15 protein-coding genes and 2 rRNA genes (1 of these 17 running past the window's edge) are annotated in these 18,141 nt (G+C 68.9%); 10 read left to right on the forward strand and 7 right to left on the reverse strand.

What is annotated here, in order from left to right; genetic code table 11:
- From OG417_RS14620 to OG417_RS14630, 3 genes are all read left to right on the forward strand, one after another.
- A 23S ribosomal RNA gene (locus OG417_RS14620) occupies positions 1-3,107 on the forward strand; it begins 35 nt to the left of the window's first position.
- A gap of 81 nt (positions 3,108-3,188) precedes the next feature.
- Positions 3,189-3,305, forward strand: a 5S ribosomal RNA gene (gene rrf / locus OG417_RS14625).
- Positions 3,306-3,809: 504 nt separating this feature from the next.
- The gene (locus tag OG417_RS14630) at positions 3,810-3,998 is read left to right on the forward strand and encodes a DUF397 domain-containing protein (protein ID WP_329255654.1); all 189 of its coding nucleotides are present in this window, start codon (positions 3,810-3,812) and stop codon (positions 3,996-3,998) included.
- A gap of 644 nt (positions 3,999-4,642) precedes the next feature.
- Here OG417_RS14630 and OG417_RS14635 read toward each other — a convergent pair.
- Positions 4,643-5,566 carry a sulfotransferase family protein gene (locus OG417_RS14635; protein WP_329255657.1) on the reverse strand — a complete coding sequence of 308 codons (924 nt, stop codon included), beginning with the start codon at positions 5,564-5,566 and terminating at the stop codon, positions 4,643-4,645.
- A 203-nt stretch (positions 5,567-5,769) separates the two neighbouring features.
- Between OG417_RS14635 and OG417_RS14640 the strand changes: the two genes are divergently transcribed.
- Complete coding sequence (locus OG417_RS14640; protein WP_329255661.1) at positions 5,770-6,981, forward strand: MFS transporter; 1,212 nt, start codon at positions 5,770-5,772, stop codon at positions 6,979-6,981.
- Positions 6,982-7,044: 63 nt separating this feature from the next.
- Here OG417_RS14640 and OG417_RS14645 read toward each other — a convergent pair whose 3' ends face one another.
- The 5 genes from OG417_RS14645 to OG417_RS14665 form a co-directional block, all read right to left on the reverse strand.
- Entirely contained in the window at positions 7,045-7,230 is a 186-nt protein-coding gene (locus tag OG417_RS14645; RefSeq protein ID WP_329255664.1) for a hypothetical protein, read from the reverse strand.
- Positions 7,231-7,327: 97 nt separating this feature from the next.
- Positions 7,328-8,131, reverse strand: coding sequence for a histidinol-phosphatase (gene hisN, locus OG417_RS14650; protein ID WP_329255667.1), 804 nt, complete (start codon positions 8,129-8,131; stop codon positions 7,328-7,330).
- Between the two features lie 341 nt (positions 8,132-8,472).
- Positions 8,473-9,459 carry a ribosome small subunit-dependent GTPase A gene (gene rsgA, locus OG417_RS14655; RefSeq protein WP_329255669.1) on the reverse strand — a complete coding sequence of 329 codons (987 nt, stop codon included), beginning with the start codon at positions 9,457-9,459 and terminating at the stop codon, positions 8,473-8,475.
- A gap of 2 nt (positions 9,460-9,461) precedes the next feature.
- The gene (aroA, locus tag OG417_RS14660) at positions 9,462-10,712 is read right to left on the reverse strand and encodes a 3-phosphoshikimate 1-carboxyvinyltransferase (RefSeq protein WP_329255672.1); all 1,251 of its coding nucleotides are present in this window, start codon (positions 10,710-10,712) and stop codon (positions 9,462-9,464) included.
- A 449-nt stretch (positions 10,713-11,161) separates the two neighbouring features.
- Positions 11,162-11,719 carry a DoxX family protein gene (locus OG417_RS14665; RefSeq protein WP_329255675.1) on the reverse strand — a complete coding sequence of 186 codons (558 nt, stop codon included), beginning with the start codon at positions 11,717-11,719 and terminating at the stop codon, positions 11,162-11,164.
- A gap of 83 nt (positions 11,720-11,802) precedes the next feature.
- On the opposite strand from OG417_RS14665, the gene OG417_RS14670 reads away from it, so the two are divergent.
- Positions 11,803-12,774, forward strand: a complete 972-nt coding sequence (locus tag OG417_RS14670) for an SOS response-associated peptidase (protein ID WP_329255677.1) — start codon at positions 11,803-11,805, stop codon at positions 12,772-12,774.
- A gap of 19 nt (positions 12,775-12,793) precedes the next feature.
- Positions 12,794-13,126 (forward strand): TraR/DksA family transcriptional regulator, encoded by a 333-nt coding sequence (locus tag OG417_RS14675; RefSeq protein ID WP_329255681.1) that lies wholly within the window; start codon positions 12,794-12,796, stop codon positions 13,124-13,126.
- A 131-nt stretch (positions 13,127-13,257) separates the two neighbouring features.
- Here the strand turns inward: OG417_RS14675 and OG417_RS14680 are convergent, their stop codons facing one another.
- Positions 13,258-14,022 (reverse strand): class I SAM-dependent methyltransferase, encoded by a 765-nt coding sequence (locus OG417_RS14680; RefSeq protein WP_329255686.1) that lies wholly within the window; start codon positions 14,020-14,022, stop codon positions 13,258-13,260.
- Between the two features lie 283 nt (positions 14,023-14,305).
- Between OG417_RS14680 and OG417_RS14685 the strand changes: the two genes are divergently transcribed.
- The 4 genes from OG417_RS14685 (at position 14,306) to OG417_RS14700 (ending at position 18,122) form a co-directional block, all read left to right on the forward strand.
- Positions 14,306-14,905: a sigma-70 family RNA polymerase sigma factor gene (locus OG417_RS14685; protein ID WP_442875685.1), complete on the forward strand. Its 600-nt coding sequence runs from the start codon at positions 14,306-14,308 to the stop codon at positions 14,903-14,905.
- A gap of 37 nt (positions 14,906-14,942) precedes the next feature.
- Positions 14,943-15,209: a mycothiol system anti-sigma-R factor gene (gene rsrA, locus OG417_RS14690; protein WP_285570332.1), complete on the forward strand. Its 267-nt coding sequence runs from the start codon at positions 14,943-14,945 to the stop codon at positions 15,207-15,209.
- Between the two features lie 251 nt (positions 15,210-15,460).
- Complete coding sequence (locus OG417_RS14695; RefSeq protein WP_329255692.1) at positions 15,461-16,801, forward strand: HD-GYP domain-containing protein; 1,341 nt, start codon at positions 15,461-15,463, stop codon at positions 16,799-16,801.
- 55 nt (positions 16,802-16,856) lie between these two features.
- Complete coding sequence (locus OG417_RS14700) at positions 16,857-18,122, forward strand: HD-GYP domain-containing protein (RefSeq protein ID WP_329255695.1); 1,266 nt, start codon at positions 16,857-16,859, stop codon at positions 18,120-18,122.
- Positions 18,123-18,141 lie beyond the last annotated feature (19 nt).

Raw genomic sequence — 18,141 nt, forward strand, 5'->3', positions numbered from 1 at the left:
GCATCAGGAGCCGATGAAGGACGTGGGAGCCTGCGATATGCCCCGGGGAGTTGGCAACCGAGCGTTGATCCGGGGGTTTCCGAATGGGGAAACCTAGCACCTGTTATGGGGTGTTGCCGCCATCTGAATGTATAGGGTGGTTGGTGGTAACGCGGGGAAGTGAAACATCTCAGTACCCGTAGGAAGAGAAAACAATAGTGATTCCCTGAGTAGTGGTGAGCGAAAGGGGATGAGGCTAAACCATGCGCGTGTGATAGCCGGCGGGTGTTGCGTGTGTGGGGTTGTGGGAGCATTCTTGTCTGGTCCGCCGACCGGGCGTGGAGTGAGAAAACGATGAGGTAGCCGAATGATCTGGAATGGTCGACCGTAGTCGGTGATAGTCCGGTAGGTGAAACCTTGTTGTCTCCATTGGGTGTTTCCCGAGTAGCACGGGGCTCGTGGAATCTCGTGTGAATCTGCCAGGACCACCTGGTAAGCCTAAATACTTCCTGGTGACCGATAGCGGACTAGTACCGTGAGGGAAAGGTGAAAAGTGCCCCGGTGAGGGGTCGTGAAAGAGTACCTGAAACCGTGTGCTTACAAGCCGTCAGAGCCTTGCATTCCTTTGGGGGTGTTGGGGTGATGGCGTGCCTTTTGAAGAATGAGCCTGCGAGTTATGGTGTGTGGCGAGGTTAACCCGTGTGGGGGAGCCGTAGCGAAAGCGAGTCTGAATAGGGCGTCCAGAGTCGCATGCTGTAGACCCGAAGCGGAGTGATCTACCCATGGGCAGGTTGAAGCGCGGGTAAGACCGTGTGGAGGACCGAACCCACCAGGGTTGAAAACCTGGGGGATGACCTGTGGGTAGGGGTGAAAGGCCAATCAAACTCCGTGATAGCTGGTTCTCCCCGAAATGCATTTAGGTGCAGCGTCACGTGTTTCTTGCCGGAGGTAGAGCTACTGGATGGCCTAGGGGGCCGACAAGCTTACTGAAGTCAGCCAAACTCCGAATGCCGGTAAGTGAGAGCGTGGCAGTGAGACTGCGGGCGATAAGGTTCGTAGTCGAGAGGGAAACAGCCCAGATCATCGGCTAAGGCCCCTAAGCGTGTGCTAAGTGGTAAAGGATGTGGAGTTGCCGTGACAACCAGGAGGTTGGCTTAGAAGCAGCCATCCTTGAAAGAGTGCGTAATAGCTCACTGGTCAAGTGATTCCGCGCCGACAATGTAGCGGGGCTCAAGCACATCGCCGAAGCCGTGGCATCCCAACATGTCCCTAGTGTCGATCTTTGGATCGGTGTTCAGGGGTTGGGGTGGGTAGGGGAGCGTCGTGTGGGCGGTGAAGCGGCGGCGTGAGCCAGTCGTGGAGGCCACACGAGTGAGAATGCAGGCATGAGTAGCGAATGAGGGGTGAGAAACCCCTCCGCCGGATGACCAAGGGTTCCTGGGGCAGGCTAATCCGCCCAGGGTAAGTCGGGACCTAAGGCGAGGCCGAGAGGCGTAGTCGATGGACAACGGGTTGATATTCCCGTACCCGCTGACACGCGCCCATGCTGAACCCGCGGATACTAACCGTGCGGACTCTGCTTGGTTCCTTCGGGGATCTTGTCGGGGCGAGTGTGGGACCTGATGTGGTAGTAGGCAAGTGATGGGGTGACGCAGGAGGGTAGCTCAGCCCAGGCGGTGGTTGTCCTGGGGTAAGCATGTAGCCCGTACCATAGGTAAATCCGTGGTGCATGTGGGTGAGATGTGATGCCGAGCCGATTTAGGTGAAGTGAGTGATCCCATGCTGTCGAGAAAAGCCTCTAGCGATGTGTGTCGGCGGCCCGTACCCTAAACCGACTCAGGTGGTCAGGTAGAGAATACCGAGGCGTTCGGGTGAACTGTGGTTAAGGAACTCGGCAAATTGCCCCCGTAACTTTGGGAGAAGGGGGGCCCCTGCTGGTGACCGGACTGGCTCTGTGGAGCTGGTGGGGGTCGCAGATACCAGGGGGAAGCGACTGTTTACTAAAAACACAGGTCCGTGCGAAGTCGTAAGACGCTGTATACGGACTGACGCCTGCCCGGTGCCGGAACGTTAAGAGGACTGGTTAGCCCTTTCGGGGGTGAAGCTGAGAATCTAAGCGCCGGTAAACGGCGGTGGTAACTATAACCATCCTAAGGTAGCGAAATTCCTTGTCGGGTAAGTTCCGACCTGCACGAATGGCGTAACGACTTCCCCACTGTCTCAACCACAGGCCCGGTGAAATTGCAGTACGAGTAAAGATGCTCGTTACGCGCAGCAGGACGGAAAGACCCCGGGACCTTCACTATAGCTTGGCATTGGCGTTTGGAGCGTCTTGTGTAGGATAGGTGGGAGACTGTGAAGCGGTGACGCCAGTTATCGTGGAGTCGTTGGTGAAATACCACTCTGGTCGTTTTGAGCGTCTAACCCGCACCCGTGGATCCGGGTGGGGGACAGTGCCTGGTGGGTAGTTTAACTGGGGCGGTTGCCTCCTAAAGAGTAACGGAGGCGCCCAAAGGTTCCCTCAGCCTGGTTGGCAATCAGGTGTTGAGTGCAAGGGCACAAGGGGGCTTGACTGTGAGACAGACATGTCGAGCAGGTGCGAAAGCAGGGCCTAGTGATCCGGCACCACCGTGTGGATGGGGTGTCGCTCAACGGCTAAAAGGTACCCCGGGGATAACAGGCTGATCTTGCCCAAGAGTCCATATCGACGGCAAGGTTTGGCACCTCGATGTCGGCTCGTCGCATCCTGGGGCTGGAGTAGGTCCCAAGGGTTGGGCTGTTCGCCCATTAAAGCGGCACGCGAGCTGGGTTTAGAACGTCGCGAGACAGTTCGGTCCCTATCCGCTGTGCGCGTAGGAGACTTGTGAGGGTCTGTCCCTAGTACGAGAGGACCGGGACGGACGAACCTCTGGTGTGCCAGTTGTACCGCCAGGTGCATGGCTGGTTGGCTACGTTCGGTCGGGATAACCGCTGAAAGCATCTAAGCGGGAAGCCTTCCTCGAGATGAGGTCTCCCAACCTTTCATGGTTGTAAGGCCCCCAGCTAGACGACTGGGTTGATAGGCCGGAGATGGAAGCATCGTAAGGTGTGGAGTTGACCGGTACTAATAGGCCGAGTGGCTTGAACACACTTATTTTGTTCGCGTTCACTGTGCGGTTCCCGGGACACGACCGGGAACCATTTTCCGCTGGTTTTGTTCTGTTAAGCGTTTCGGTGGTCATAGCGGTGGGGAAACACCCGGTCCCATTCCGAACCCGGAAGTTAAGCCCTCCAGCGCCGATGGTACTGCACCGGGGACGGTGTGGGAGAGTAGGACACCGCCGGACATCAACATAGATAAAGGGAAGAGGAGAGGTGACCCCGCGGTCAACGCGGCGGGTCCCTCTCCTCTTTCTTGTTTTTGGCGTGGAGAGAAGGGGGAGAGGTCGACCGTTGTATGCGGACGGCCTCTTCCCCTTCTTTCTTTTTAGCGGCCGGCGGGGTCACGCTGGGGCTGTACGGTCTCGGCGGCGTGAGTGCACCGATATAGCGCGATACGCCAACATTTGCCCGGCTAGCACTGATGACGCCGGTAGGAGGGGCCCTCCTGGAGCTCCTTGGAGTCTCTGCCGGCTGAACTCGATGCCGTTGATCTCGGTGAGGGACGGCCTGGGGAGGAACGGGGCGACCGACCGTACGGTGGATATGAGGCCATTGTGGCGTCGGATACGAACAGGAAACCCCAAGACACCGCCGTGACCGGCGGGCCCTGCTACCGTTTACCACGTTGACTCTGAGGGGCGGCAAAGAGCCGTCTCATCAGCGATTCCTCACTAGAACAGAGGTGCGCGGTGTCCGACGCGTCCGAAGAAGGCCGGGGCGAGCGTCTCATCGCGGTTCGTGACAGCAAGGACCCGGACGGTCCCAAGCTGTTCTTCAGCGTGAGCGCCTGGAGAGACTTCCTCGACCGCATCAAGGCCGGCAAGCACGAGCTGCCCGAGGACATGCGCGCCCTGCTCGACGAGCGCTTCGTAGTCTGACCGCCCGTCCACAGCCCACCGTGCCCGCAGAGGCTCGACAATGCCCAGGCGTCAGGGGACGTTGTCCGCAGGCCAACGTCGCCCCTTCCAACTGACGACGGGTGTTGACGCCCTTAGCGCCACCGTTGTGGTGTTCGCTCGCCCAACAGGAAGCGCGGGCCCAGCAGCCAACGTGAACAGCGACTTTCTTCCCGGCGGCTTGGGTGAGGGGGAAGTTGTGCCAGATGTGCCGCGGGTCACAGACCTGGAGCGCATCAGGCAACACCTGATGCGCCGCGTCGGCGTGGCCGGCGGCGCCGTCACGGCAGACGATCATCCCGTTCCCAAGGCGTCCTCCGAGGTCACCGCCAGTGTCGGGCAGGCGAGCCGACGCACCCGCATGTTCATCCCCGGCCGCCCGCCGGTGGACATCGGCAACAGCCCCGCTCGCACCACACATGGAGGTGAGCGGTCTCGACAGCACGTTCCGCGCACGAGAGGGTCAGACCGGCGCCGGCGCACGCCCCTGAAACGCGGTTCAGCCGCGTCTGTGAACCGTGGACCGGCCGGTCTCGGCGGCCAGATCCCGTCGCCGGGGACGACTCCTCAGGAGAGGTCTCAGCGCTTCGAGTTCGTCAGATCAGGCGGCGTCAGATCAGGCGGCGTCAGATCAGGCAGGAGGCCACGGGCTGTGGCTCGGCGGAGCGGACGTGGGCGTCCAGGACGGCGCGTTTCCGTGCGGCCAGACGGCGGTGGGCGGTGATCGCCGCGTACCGCGCCAGGTGGCGTGTTGACGGGCGCGCGGCCGGGGCCGGTTCGTACCCGTACGCGAGCAGGCGCTCGGTCATCACGGCCTCGCACAGTTCGCGTTCCCACGGCTCCAGCGGGGGCTCCGTCTTCCCGTCCTGGGGCTCACCGCACGGTCGCGGCTCCGCCATCTCCGGCGCGTAATCCTCCATCAGGAACGCGCACAGGCGTCGCAGCTCGCTCTCAGGCTCCGCGACCAGCCTCTCGTACTGCACCTCCGTGTAGGTCGACGACGGCAGCCGTTCGGCGGCGGAGGTGCCGGCATCGATCGCCTGGGTCCAGGTGGCGATCGCGTGGTAGACGCCCATGCGCCACCACGAGGTGCCCTTGAGCTCCGCGACACAGGCGCGGCCGTCGCGGACCACGTGCACGATCTGCGCCTCCGGGAACAGGCGCAGCAGCGCGTCGATGTGCTGCACGTACCCCGGTCGCTTGTCGCCCCAGCGCGGCTTGCCCAGCCGTCGTGCGTACGCGCGCCAGGCGATCTCCAGGGCCGATCCCAGGGTCGGGGGCCCGGCCACGATCTCCTCGGCCACCGCACGGGCGTCCAGGCCGAGGCCGTCGAAGCGGGTGCCTGCGCCGGCGACGATCCATTCCGCGAGCGCCTGCCGGTTCGCCAGGCGGCGCAGGTCCCCGTACGCGCTCCGGTGCTCGTACGCGTCGAGCAGGAGGCGTGTCTCCGGCGGGATCGCGATGCGCGGGTGGGCGCGCAGCATGCGCCGCAGCAGCGTCCCGCCCGAACGCGGGCAGCCCAGAATGAAGATCGGCCGGTGCGAGGCCAAGAGAAATCACCCCCGGCGGGTAATCCTCCAGGTCAGGCGCCTTCCGTACGCCTGTGGCACCCCCTTGGGTGAGTCCGGCCCAAACCGGCCGTACACGACAGCGCCGGAGAGGGGCGCGAAGGCGGGGGCGTCCACCGGCCCGGTCGCGGCGAGCGCCCGCGCGGGCGGACATCGGAGCGAAACGGCTCTAGGGTCATCGGCTTGTGAGATCCGCTCTGAGGCCACTCGCCGCCCCGCGTTTTCGCATGGTGTTCTTTGGCCGGCTGGTGTCCTTTCTTGGCAACGCGATGGCGCCGGTGGCGCTCGCGTTCGCGGTGCTCGGCCTGACGGGTTCGGCGAGCGACCTGGGCGTCGTGCTGGCCGCGCGCAGCCTGCCCACCGTCGCGCTGCTCCTGCTGGGCGGCGTGTGGGCGGACCGGCTGCCCCGGCACGTGATCCTCGTGGTGTTCTCCCTCGTCGCGGCCGGGACCCAGTCGGTCGCGGCCGTCCTGCTGATCAGCGGGAGCGCGCGCGTCTGGCAGCTGGCGCTCCTGGAGGCCGCGAACGGGATGGCCGCGGCGTTCCTCGGGCCCGCCTCCCTCGGGGTGGCGCCGCAGACCGTCGAGCCGTCCCTCATCCAGCCCGCCAACGCCCTGCTCCGCCTCGCCATGAACGCCGCGAAGGTGATCGGTGCGGGGCTGGCCGGCGTCGTCGTGGCGGCGTACGGGCCGGGATGGGCCATCGCGGTGGACGCGGCGACGTTCGTGGTGGCGGCGGTGTTCTTCGGCCGGCTCGCTCTTCCCCGCATCGCCCTGCCGCGGGCGGGGGTGCTGGGCGAGCTCAGAAGCGGCTGGCGGGAGTTCCGCTCGCGTACGTGGCTGTGGACGATCGTGGCGCAGTTCGCGTTCGTGAACGCGGCGTTCTCCGGCGGCTTCAACGTGCTCGGGCCGCTGGTGGCCAAGCGCGACCTGGGCGGTGCGACGGCCTGGGGGCTCGTCGTCGCGTTCGAGGCGGCCGGGTTCATCGCGGGCGGGCTGTCGGCGCTGTGGCACCGGCCACGCCGGCCGCTGCTGCTCGCGACATACGGCGTGCTGGCCGGCTCGTCCGTGCTGTTCGCGCTCGCCGTGGCCGCGCCGGTGCCGGTCATGCTGGCGGCGGCCTTCGCCGCGGGCGCCGGGTTCGAGATCTTCGGGGTGCAGTGGGACACCGTGGTGCAGCACAACGTGCCGCCCGAGGCGCTGTCACGGGTCTACGCGTACGACGCGCTCGGCTCGCTGGTCTTCAACCCGCTCGGCCAGACCCTCGCCGGCCCGGCGATGGCCGCGCTGGGACTCGGCGGCGCCATCGCGCTGAGCGGCGCCGTCATCCTCACCGCGACTCTCGCCGTGCTGACCGTCCGCGACGTACGGACACTGACGGGCCACGCGACGGCCTGACAGGCCGCTGGGCGCGTCGTACGGCGGTGACCGCCCCGAGACTCCGGGGCGGTCGAGATGCGGTCAGCCGAGGCGCTTACGGGCCTGCCCGCGCAGGCGGCGGCGCTGTGACGGGTCGAGCATCAGGTAACCCGCCGTCGGCACGCCCACGAGCAGCAGCACGCCGAGCAGCTTGACCCAGCCGGGCAGCAGGATGAAGGCGATCAGTGCAACGATGACCCCGACGACGACGTATCCGGTGCGTCCCACGATCTTCTCCGTTCCGTGGACTTCGCTAGGAGAACGAGCGGGCACGACGCCGCTGTTCCTCGAACCACAAGATATATCGTGTCGATCACGTTGAGCGTCAGACGCGGCGCATGACCGGGCCGCCGCCGAGCTTGTCGAGCACGGCCGCGTGCAGGAGCCCGTTGGTGCACACGACGCTGCCGCCGTCGGCGGTCGGCACGCCGGCCAGGTCGGTGAAGACGCCTCCCGCCTCCTCCACGATGACCTGCAGGGCCGCGACGTCCCACAGCGACACCTCGGGCTCGGCGGACACGTCCACGACCCCTTCGGCGACCATCACGTGCGACCAGAAGTCGCCGAACGCCCGGGTGCGCCAGACGGAGCGGGTGAGGTCCAGGAACCCCTCCAGGCGCCGCTGCTCTTCCCACCCGGTGAGGCTGGAGAAGGAGAACGACGCGTCGTGCAGGTCGGTGACGCCCGAGACGCGGCAGCGGGTGGCCTTGGCGAGGCTGCGCCCGGTCCACGCGCCGCCTCCGCGAGCGGCCCACCAGCGGCGGTTGAGCGCCGGTGCGGACACCAGGCCGACCACCGGGTCGTCGCCCTCCATCAGTGCGATCAGCGTCGCCCAGACCGGTACGCCGCGAACGTAGTTCTTCGTGGCGTCGATCGGGTCGATCACCCAGCAGCGCGGGCCGTAGCCGGTGCGGCCGTACTCCTCGCCGTGCACCGCGTCACGCGGCCGCGCGCGCTTCAGCGTGTTGCGCATGATCTCCTCGACCATGCGGTCGGCGTCACTCACCGGCGTGAGGTCGGGTTTCGTCTCGACCCGCAGATCGAGAGCGCGAAACCGGCGCGTGGCGACATCGTCGGCCGCGTCCGCCATGACATGTGCAAGGCGTAGGTCATCCGAATAGTCCGCCACGGCGTGCAACGCTATCGCGACAGAGGCGTACGCAGACAGACCGGCCCGGCGAACGGTCCAAGATCTTCGGCGCAGGCGTGGCGGCCCGAGGCCTCGCGAAGCCGGTACGACGCCGGAGGCGTCCTCGGCCGCGCCGGGGTGAGGCGCGCCGGCGGAGGGGGAGAACGGCGCGAATGCCGTCACTGTGCGATCTGACCAGACATTAATCGCTATACAGATCAAAATTCAGCAAATCGTCCAGATCATGTGTGCACTCTTGCCAGTGGCGGCGACTTCTGTTGTCCTCTCGGTTGTGGCCCGTCGTCAACGGCGCCGACGGGTCACTGTGCCACTCCAGCCCCTCAGGCCTCGTCGGCGTCGCGGCTCAGCAGGAGCCGCCGCAGCGAGTCCAGGCGTGAGGGGTCGGCGTGGCCCGCCGCCACCCAGGCGTCCAGGGCGCAGTCGTCCTGGACGTGGGTGCAGTGCGGCGGGCACTCCGCGTCGCCCTCGATCAGGTCCGGGAACGCCGCCAGCACGTCGTCCGGCTTGACGTGGGCGAGGCCGAAGCTGCGCACGCCCGGCGTGTCGATGATCCAGCCGTCGCCGTCCGGCAGGGCGAGGGCGATCGCCGACGACGACGTGTGCCGGCCCCGCCCGGTCACCGGATTGACCGCGCTCACCGCCCGCTCGGCGTCCGGAACCAGGGCGTTCACCAGCGTCGACTTACCGACACCGGAATGGCCGACGAGCACGCTCATCCGGCCGGCCAGGTGGGAGCGCAACTCGTCGACCGGCCGGTCCTTGCGCGTGACGACGTACGTGACGCCGAGCGGCGCGTACATCTCCTCCAGCGCGTCCGGCGCGGCCAGGTCGGCTTTGGTGAGGCACAGCAGCGGTGACAGGCCCGCGTCGAACGCGGCGACCAGGCAACGGTCGATCATCCGGGGGCGGGGCGGCGGGTCGGCCAGGGCGGTGACGATGACGAGGTTGTCGGCGTTGGCGACGATGACCCGCTCGACGGGGTCGCTGTCGTCGGCGGTACGGCGCAGGGTCGAGGTCCGCGGCTCGATGCCGACGACGCGCGCGAGCGTGTCCGGGCGGCCCGAGACGTCGCCGACCAGGCGGACGCGGTCACCGACGACGACGCTCTTGCGCCCCAGCTCGCGCGCCCGCATCGCGGTCACGGGGCGTCCGTCGACGAGACAGGTGTAACGGCCGCGGTCGACCGCCATCACGAAGCCGCCGACGGCGTCCTCGTGCGCGGGACGGCGACGGGTACGTGGCCGGGAGCCGCGGCCCGGACGTACCCGTACGTCATCCTCGTCGAGCCTCGCCCAATCGCGCGCCATGCCTAACGCAGCATCTCCGCCCACAACTCGCCGAATTCGGGAAGCGTCTTGCCCACCGTCGCGAGATTCTCCACCTCGACGCCCGGGACGCCCAGACCGAGCACGGCGCCCGCCATCACCATCCGGTGGTCGTCGTAGGTGTGGAAGACGCCGCCGTGCAGCGGCCGCGGCCGGATCTCCAGGCCGTCAGGGTGCTCGCGCACGTCGCCGCCCAGGCCGTTGATCTCCGTGGTGAGCGCCGCGAGCCGGTCCGTCTCGTGCCCGCGCATGTGCGCGATGCCGCGCAGTCGCGAGGGACCGTCGGCCAGCGCCGCGAGCGCGGCGATCACGCAGGTCAGCTCGTTGACGTCGCCGAGGTCGACGTCGATGCCGTGGATGGCGCCGCCGCGCACGGTCAGGTCGCCGTCCTCGTATGACACCGAGGCGCCCATCGCGGCCAGCAGGTGGCGTAGCTCGTCACCGGGCTGGGTCGTCTCGGCCGGCCAGCCGCGCACCGTGACCCGGCCCCCGGAGACCAGGGCCGCGGCGAGGAACGGCGCGGCGTTGGACAGGTCGGGTTCGATGTCGATCTCGCCGGCGCGCAGCCGGCCCGGCTGGACCCGCCACACGTCGGGCTCGGTCTCCACGGTGGCGCCGGCGTCGCGCAGCATCCGCACGGTCATCGTCAGGTGCGCACCCGAGGGCACGGGCGGGCCCTCGTGGCGTACCTCCGCGCCCTTGCCGTAGCGGGGCGCGGCCAGCAGCAGGCCGGAGACCATCTGCGACGAGCCGGACGCGTCGATCGTCACCGAGCCGCCCGGCACCGCGCCGGTGCCGCGCACGGTGAACGGCAGGGTGTCGCCGTCGACGTCCGCGCCGAGGACCCGCAGCGCGGCCAGGATCGCGCCCATGGGCCGCTTGCGGGCGTACGGGTCGCCGTCGAAGCGGATCTCGCCGGTGGCCAGGGCCGCGACGGGAGGCACGAACCGCATGACCGTGCCGGCCAGGCCGACGTCGACGGTCGCGGGGCCGCGCAGCTCACCGGGCACGATCCGCCAGTCGGCGCCCGCGTCGTCCACGGACGCGCCGAGCGCGCGCAGCGCACCGGCCATGAGCAGCGTGTCGCGGCTGCGCAGCGGCCGGCGCACCAGCGACTCGCCGTCGGACAGCGCGGCGAGGATCAGCGCGCGGTTGGTCATCGACTTGGACCCCGGCAGCGTGACCAGGGCGTCGACGGGACCGGCCGCCACGGGAGCGGACCACATCTCAGGCATGAATGAAGGGTACCGGCCGGAGAAGGGGTGAGATCTTGCGGAACGCCGAGGTGCCGCGACGGTCGTGGCCGGGGACGACGCGGCGGGGCGCGCCGTGAAATGTCGGGCCCCCGCTCTACCGTGACCGCAGAGACCGATGGGACACCGGCGCGGTGGTCCGGGGGTCGGTGCGTCCCCAGAGGCTCCTGGGGAGTTTCCGGGAGGCGAACATGCCGAGTACGGCTCGCCGGCGAACGCCGGTCGGCGGTCACGCCCGGCCGTTCCCCCGGCAAGAGTTCGCGTGCGGTCTTCTCAGAGACTTCCCGGAACCCTCTGCCCCGCCGCGCGGCGTCCAGGCGCCGTCTCGCCGCGTCGCCGTGGGCCGGCAAGCCGGCACCTGGCTTCCTCCTGCGCCCCGCGACGCGGCGGCCGGACGCCGCCCGCGACAGGCGAGGGTTCCGGGTGATCCCTCAGCGGCCGACCTTCACGGCCCGGCGCTGGGCGTGGGCGGCGCGCCTGGCCGCCTTGCGGCGGGCGCGCTCGGCCCTGCGGCCGGCCTCGGCCTTGGCGACCGCCGCCTGCAGGCGTGCCTCGCGCAGGTTGGTCCTGGCGGCCTTGACCGGGCGGTGCCGGCTCGGCGCCGCGGCGGCGTACAGCAGCACACCGAACAGCCCCGCGTTCTTCAGCATCAGGGCGCGTTCGACGTCGCGACGCTCGGGGTCCTCCTCCTTCCAGAACCGGTGCTCGGTGAGCAGCGCGGGTACCATCTCCGCCGCGAGCAGGAGCGTCGTGAGGCGCTCGAACTTGCCGAGGGCGAACAGCGCACCGGCGCCGAGGCCGATCGCGCCCTGGATCCGTACGAGCGTCTCGGGATCCTTGGACGGCAGCCAGGCCACCCGGTCGGCGAGCGGCTTGAGAGCCGGGGCCACCTTCTCCGCGCGGGGGCCCGGATTGCGCAATGTCTCGAGTCCGGTGACCATGAATGGCGCCGCGACGAGCGGGCGCGCGATGGTCCTGATGATCTGCATAACACCGGTCATGCCCATCGAAGGCGCGGTCAAGCGCGGTTCGGTGAGAGAGCGGGCAGCGGGAGAGAGGGGAGCGCCGGGCGATGTGCGGCCGGTACGCGTCCACGCGCGGGCGCCAGGAACTCGTCGACTTCTTCGGCGTCGAGCGCGACGAGGCCGACGATCTCGAACCGGACTACAACGTCGCCCCGACCAAGCCGGTACCGGTGGTCCTGACCCGCCGGAGCGGGAGCGACGCAGCGAGTGGAGTGGGCGGTGAGGGACGAGCCGCCCGCGGAGCGAGTGAGGAGCGGACGCGACCAGCGAGCACCAGCGGGAGCGACGCAGCGAGTGGAGTGGGCGGTGAGGGACGAGCCGCCCGCGGAGCGAGTGAGGAGCGGACGCGACCAGGAGACCGGAGCGGGAGCGACGCGGCGAGTGGAGTGGGCGGTGAGGGAGCGGGTGTCGCTGGAGCCGGTGAGGAGCGGGCGCGGTCGGAGGACGTTCGTGAGTTGCACGTCGCGCGCTGGGGGCTGGTGCCGTTCTGGGCCAAGGACGTCTCGATCGGTGCCCGACTGATCAACGCCCGGGTCGAGACCGCGCACGAGAAGCCCGCGTTCCGGCGCGCGTTCGCGCTGCACCGATGCGTGGTTCCCGCCGACGGCTACTACGAGTGGCAGGCGACCGACGGCGGCAAGCAGCCGCACTTCATCCGCCCCGCCGACGGGGGCATCCTGGCGATGGCCGGGCTGTACGCGGTGTGGCGGTCGCCGGACGCGGCCGGCGGGCGGCTGCTCACCTGCACGATCCTGACCACCGAGGCGACCGACGACGTGGGCCGCATCCACGACCGGATGCCGATGCTGGTGGAGCCCGAGCGGTTCGGCGCGTGGCTGGACCCGGCGCTCACCGACCCCGACGAGGTCCGGTCGCTGCTCGTTCCGGCCGCGGAGGGGCGGCTCGAGTCGTACCCGGTGTCCACCGCGGTGAACAAGGTGGCAAATAACGGCCCAGAACTGGTCAGACCCCTGCCCCAGATGGGTATTCCTTCAGTATCTCCCCTCACTCTCTTCTGACCGCGTGTCGGAGGTGCGCATGGCTCTGGACACCGCGCGCAAGCGCCTCGACGAGATGCTCGCCGACCTCGAACGGTCGATCACGGCCGTGCAGGAGGAGCATCCGGAGGCCGAACACCACACGGCCGACGCGGGGGCGAGCCTGTCGGACACCGACCGGGTCGACGCCGCCCTCGCGGCGTTGCGCCGCCAGCGGGCCGAGGTGCTCGCGGCGCTCGCACGCGCCCACGAGGGCACGTACGGCAAATGCGTGGACTGCGGCCTGGGGATTCCCGAGGGCCGCCTGGAGGCTCGCCCTGAGGCGTCCCGCTGCGTCGCCTGCCAGGGGAAACGCGACCGGCTCCACCGGTAGCACCGCTCCTTCGCCCCCGGTCGCGAGCCGGGGGCGGTGGAAGGTCCGCCACCCGGTCTCCTGGTTCGCGCCTGCGGGGACGTGGATGCAGGCCGGCCGTTCCCCTCTGCCCATGGGCCGTGGGACGGCCGTTACCCGGTCTTCTTGATCGCGCTGGCGACGAGGTGGATGCCGACCGGCTCCTCGGCCTGCGGCGCGGTCAGCTCCGCCCGTACGAGGCGGGTGAGCGACTGGGGGCTGGCGTTCAGCACATGCTCCACGGTCGAGGGCGACAGGGCCGTGCGCGGCCGGATCCACTCGACCTCCAGGCCGCACTCGGTGAGCAGGTCGCGCAGCTGCTCGACGCCGAAGCACCGGGTGATCGTGCCGTCCGGCCAGGGCACGAGCACGACCTCCGAGCGCGGCACGTCGGACAGGTGCGCCCAGTAGTTCTGCTCCGCCAGGATGGCCATGCCCAGGACGAGGGAGTCCACGCTCAGCAGCACCCGGCCACCGGGACGCAGCACGCGGGCGATCTCCGCGACGACGTTCTCGGTGACCAGGTGGCGCGAGAGCATGCGCCCCTCGGCCACGACCGCGTCGAACGAACCGGGGGAGAGGAAGCCGAGGGAGGACGCCTCCGCGACGATCGTGTGGGTGTGCCGGGGCTGCGGCGCGCCGCGAGGAGCGTCGCGGACCTCGACCACGGTGTGGCCCGCGTGCGCCGCCTGGTCGGCGTAGCGGGACTGGGGCCCGGACAGGTCGAGAACCCGTGACGGCCGGCGCGGCAGCCACCGGGACAGCTGCGCGGCGGCCACGGCCCAGTAGAACGTCCAGTAGCTCGCGAGCGACTCGGACTCGCCGACTGCGGGATGCTTCGCCGGAATGGACAGCACGGCGGCTCCTCGGGGATGCATTTCTCCCAATCCTTCCCTGTTGGCGGTACGAGCTATCGCACACTTCATGCCGGTGTGCCGGAGCATTCCCCCGCTCCTGGGAATCCCGTGGGCGCGTGGCGCGTTGCACAGCGTCATAACGGACACCGGCCTGCGAAAGTTCGAGGTGATGATGGCCGTCTTGCTGGCGGACCGGCGCGATGCGCCGGTGGCGCACCCGCTATCGTCTGGAGCGTATGGTTTCGGTGCCGGCCCCGAGCCCGGCACCGGCGCGACGGAGGGGGTGGGTCAGGTACCCGAGGCAGTGGAGACTCTGGAGCAGCGCAGTCGGCGCTTCGAGCGTGACGTGCTTCCGTTTCTCGACCAGCTGTACTCCGCCGCGCTGCGCATGACGCGCAACCCCGCGGACGCGGAGGATCTGGTCCAGGAGACGTTCGCCAAGGCGTTCGGCTCCTTCCACCAGTTCCAGGAAGGCACCAACCTCAAGGCCTGGCTCTACCGCATCCTCACCAACACCTTCATCAACTCCTACCGCAAGAAGCAGCGGGAGCCGAAGCAGTCGGCGTCGGAGGAGATCGAGGACTGGCAGCTCGCGCGGGCGGAGTCGCACACCTCGACCGGCCTGAAGTCGGCCGAGGCCGAGGCCCTCGAGCACCTTCCCGACTCGGACGTCAAGCGGGCCCTGCAGGCGCTGCCCGAGGACTTCCGGATGGCGGTCTACTTCGCGGACGTCGAAGGCTTCGCGTACAAGGAGATCGCCGACATCATGGGCACTCCGATCGGTACCGTGATGTCCCGGCTGCACCGCGGCCGGCGGCAGCTGAGGTCGATGCTCGAAGACTACGCGCGTGAGCGCGGGCTCGCCCGCGCGAACGGGTCCGGGCGCAAGGAGGACTCCGCATGAGCGACCGGACGCCCGCGCACCCTGGTGAGGTGGCGAAATGAGCTGCGGAAAGCCTCATGAGACCCCCTGCACGGAGGTCCTCGCCCGTATCTACTCCTACCTGGACGGCGAGCTGGACGAGCACGGGTGCTCCGACATCCGGCAGCACCTCGACGAGTGCGGTCCCTGCCTGCGGGAGTACGGCCTGGAGGAGTCGGTCAAGAAGCTCGTGCACAAGAGCTGCGGCTGCGACCCGGTGCCGCAGGACCTCCGGGCGAAGGTCCTTGGGCGAATCGAAGAGGTTCGCGCCAATCTCGTCGAATGACCGGCTTCGCAGCTCACGGGCGATACCGCCGACGGTAGGTGACGATTCATTCACGCTTTGCTCACGTTTCCTCGCGCGTCTGCGTGAGCAGGGGCTGTCGGGTTAGGCTTACCACCGATTCTTCCGGCGTCGATCCGAGGCGGGCGGTGAGTCAGGGATGAAGGGCTCCCGTAGCCGGAGCCCGACGGGGAGGCGGAGAAAGATGCGTCAAGGCGTGTCCTGGAATTAGCCCATAACCTGTGGGGGCGGCATTGCGTGGACTACCCCTCGCCGCATGGGCGTACGTCTGCACGGTCGTCGTGCTCGCGGCGTCGTCCATCGGTCTCTCGTCCTTCGATGGCATCGACTGGACCACCCTTGCCGTCCTCGCGGTGCTGTCGGTGATCTGCGAGTCGGCGCCGGCACTGCTCAACAGCGAGAACGCCCGGGTGTCGCTGAGCTACTCGGCGGGCCTGGCCTCGGTCGTGCTGCTCGGCCCGACGGGCGCCGCGATCGTCGGCGCGTCGGCGATCATCGCCTGGCGACGCGACATGGGCGTCGTGAAGCGGCTGTTCAACGGGGCCCAGTTCGCCCTCTCGGGCTACCTCGCCGGCGTCGTGTACAGCGCGGCCGGCGGCACGACCGGCAAGCCCACCAACGGCTCGTTCCCGGACATCATCGCGCCCTACCTCACCGCCGTCGTCACCTACGTCGCCGTCAACCTCGCCCTGATCGGCGTCGTCCTCGTGCTCACCAAGACGGCGCCCCTGTGGGGGTTCCGCTGGCGGCCCATCGGCAGCCTCGCCGCGGGCCAGCTGTCGTACGGCATGTTCGGCCTGCTCATCGCCGCGCCGTGGGGGCTCATCGGGCCGTTCTCCGCCGTGCTCGTGCTGATGCCGATGCTGCTGGCCCGGTGGGCGTTCCAGCAGACCAGCGACCAGCAGCAGGCCCACGCCGCGACGATCGCGGCGCTCTGCCAGGCGGTGGAGACCAAGGACTACTACACGCGCGGCCACAGCGAGCGGGTCTCCCGCGGCGCGGTCATGATCGCCGAGGCGATCGGGATGCGGCCCGAGCGGGTCGGCGCGATCCGCTACGCCGGGATGCTCCACGACGTCGGCAAGCTCGGCGTGCCGACCAAGGTGCTGCAGAAGGCCGGCGCCCTGACCGAAGAGGAGTACGCCGCGATCCAGCTCCACCCGATGCGCGGCCTGGAGATCGTCCGTGAGATCGGCTTTCTCGACGAGGCGCTCGCCGGCATCATGCACCACCACGAGCGGATGGACGGCACGGGCTACCCCATGGGACTGGCGGGCCTGGAGATCCCGGAGTTCGCCCGCGTCATCTCGGTGGCCGACGCGTTCGACGTGATCACCTCCACCCGGTCCTACCGTCCGGCGCGGTCCATCGAGGAGGGCATCGCCGAGCTGCGGCGCTCGGCCGGCACCCACTTCGACCCGGAGATGGTCGAGGCGCTCATCGCCGCCATCACACGCCACGGGTGGACCCAGCCCGACCCGGTCCCGCCGCCCGAGGAGGGCGAAGAGACCACCCAGCAGGACCACGACGATCCCAGCGCGCCCCTGCGCGTCGCCGGAGAGGGCGTCCGGTGACCCGTCCGGTGGCCCGGGTGGCGGCGCGCCGGAGCACCGCCGGGGGAGCGCGCACGTGACCGCTCAGGCCGGACGCCCGCGCCCGGCATGGCAGTCGCTGGACTCCGCCCAGCTGCTGCTGATCGCGGCGGCCGGGATGCTGATCATCGCCTCCGTCACCCAGGTCGGCGCGGTCGGCCTCGAGGACTCCCGTACGGCGATCCTGTTCGGCGCGCTCATCGCGATCGGTGAGCTGCTCCGCATGATCATGCCCGGCAGCCGCGAGGTCGCCCCGATCGCGAGCGCGGGCTCCGTCGGGTACGCCCTGCTGCTGCGGGTGGGCAGCGAACCGGCCACGCACTCGGCGTTCCAGGCGGTGACGGTGACGGCCTGCGGCACGCTCATCGGCGCGCTGCCGCACATCGCGGTCGGCCGCGTCCCGGCGCTCGACGCGATGGCCCGGCGCATCCTGAGCCCCGCCCTGGTGGCCTTCGTCTTCCGCCCGATCGGCACCTCCTCGTTGCAGCACCACTGGCCGCTGCTCATCACGGTGATGGTGCTGACGGTCATGTTCGCCTGCGCCGCCGAGATGGTGACCGCGGCGACGATCCGCGCCGAGGCGGTGCGCACGCGGTTCGCCATCGCGTTCGGCGACGAGATCCGGGCCAAGGTCCCGCTCTGCGCCGCCTCGGGCGCCACGGGCATCCTGATCGCGGTGAGCACGTTCGTCATGGGCCCGGTGGCGCTGCTGGTGTTCAGCGCGCCGATCCTGGTGACCCAGGTCGCGTTCCGGCGCTTCGCCGGCATCCGGGCCACCTACCTGCAGACCGTACGCGCCCTGTCCCAGGTGACCGAGGTCGGCGGATACGTCGAGGCCGGGCACTCCCGGCGGGTGAGCGAGCTTGCCGTGCAGATGGGACGCGAGCTGGGTATGAACGAGGAGGCGCTGCTCGAGCTGGAGTACGCCGCGCTCATGCACGACATCGGCCAGCTGTCGCTGCGCGATCCGATCCCGGGCGGCGCGACCGTCCTGGCCTCGCCCAGCGAGCAGCGGCGCATCGCCGGGCTGGGCGCCAACGTGATCACCGAGACCGGGGTGCTGAACGAGGTCGCGGAGATCGTCCGACGCCAGTCCGAGCCGTACCGCGCGGCGGAGGGATCCGCTCCGCCGCTGGCCAGCCGCGTCATCAAGGTCGCGAACGCCTACGATGATCTTGTCGGGGCGTCGTCCGACCGTGATCGGTCGGCGGCCGTGCTCGAACGCCTGCGGGGTGATTCGGCCGCGGAGTACGACCCGACCGTGGTCGAGGCGCTCGGGCACGTTGTCGACCGTATGCGCTGACAAGGCGGCACTCGGGTTT

Source organism: Actinoallomurus sp. NBC_01490 (assembly GCF_036227085.1).
In the GTDB taxonomy this organism is placed as follows: domain Bacteria; phylum Actinomycetota; class Actinomycetes; order Streptosporangiales; family Streptosporangiaceae; genus Actinoallomurus; species Actinoallomurus oryzae.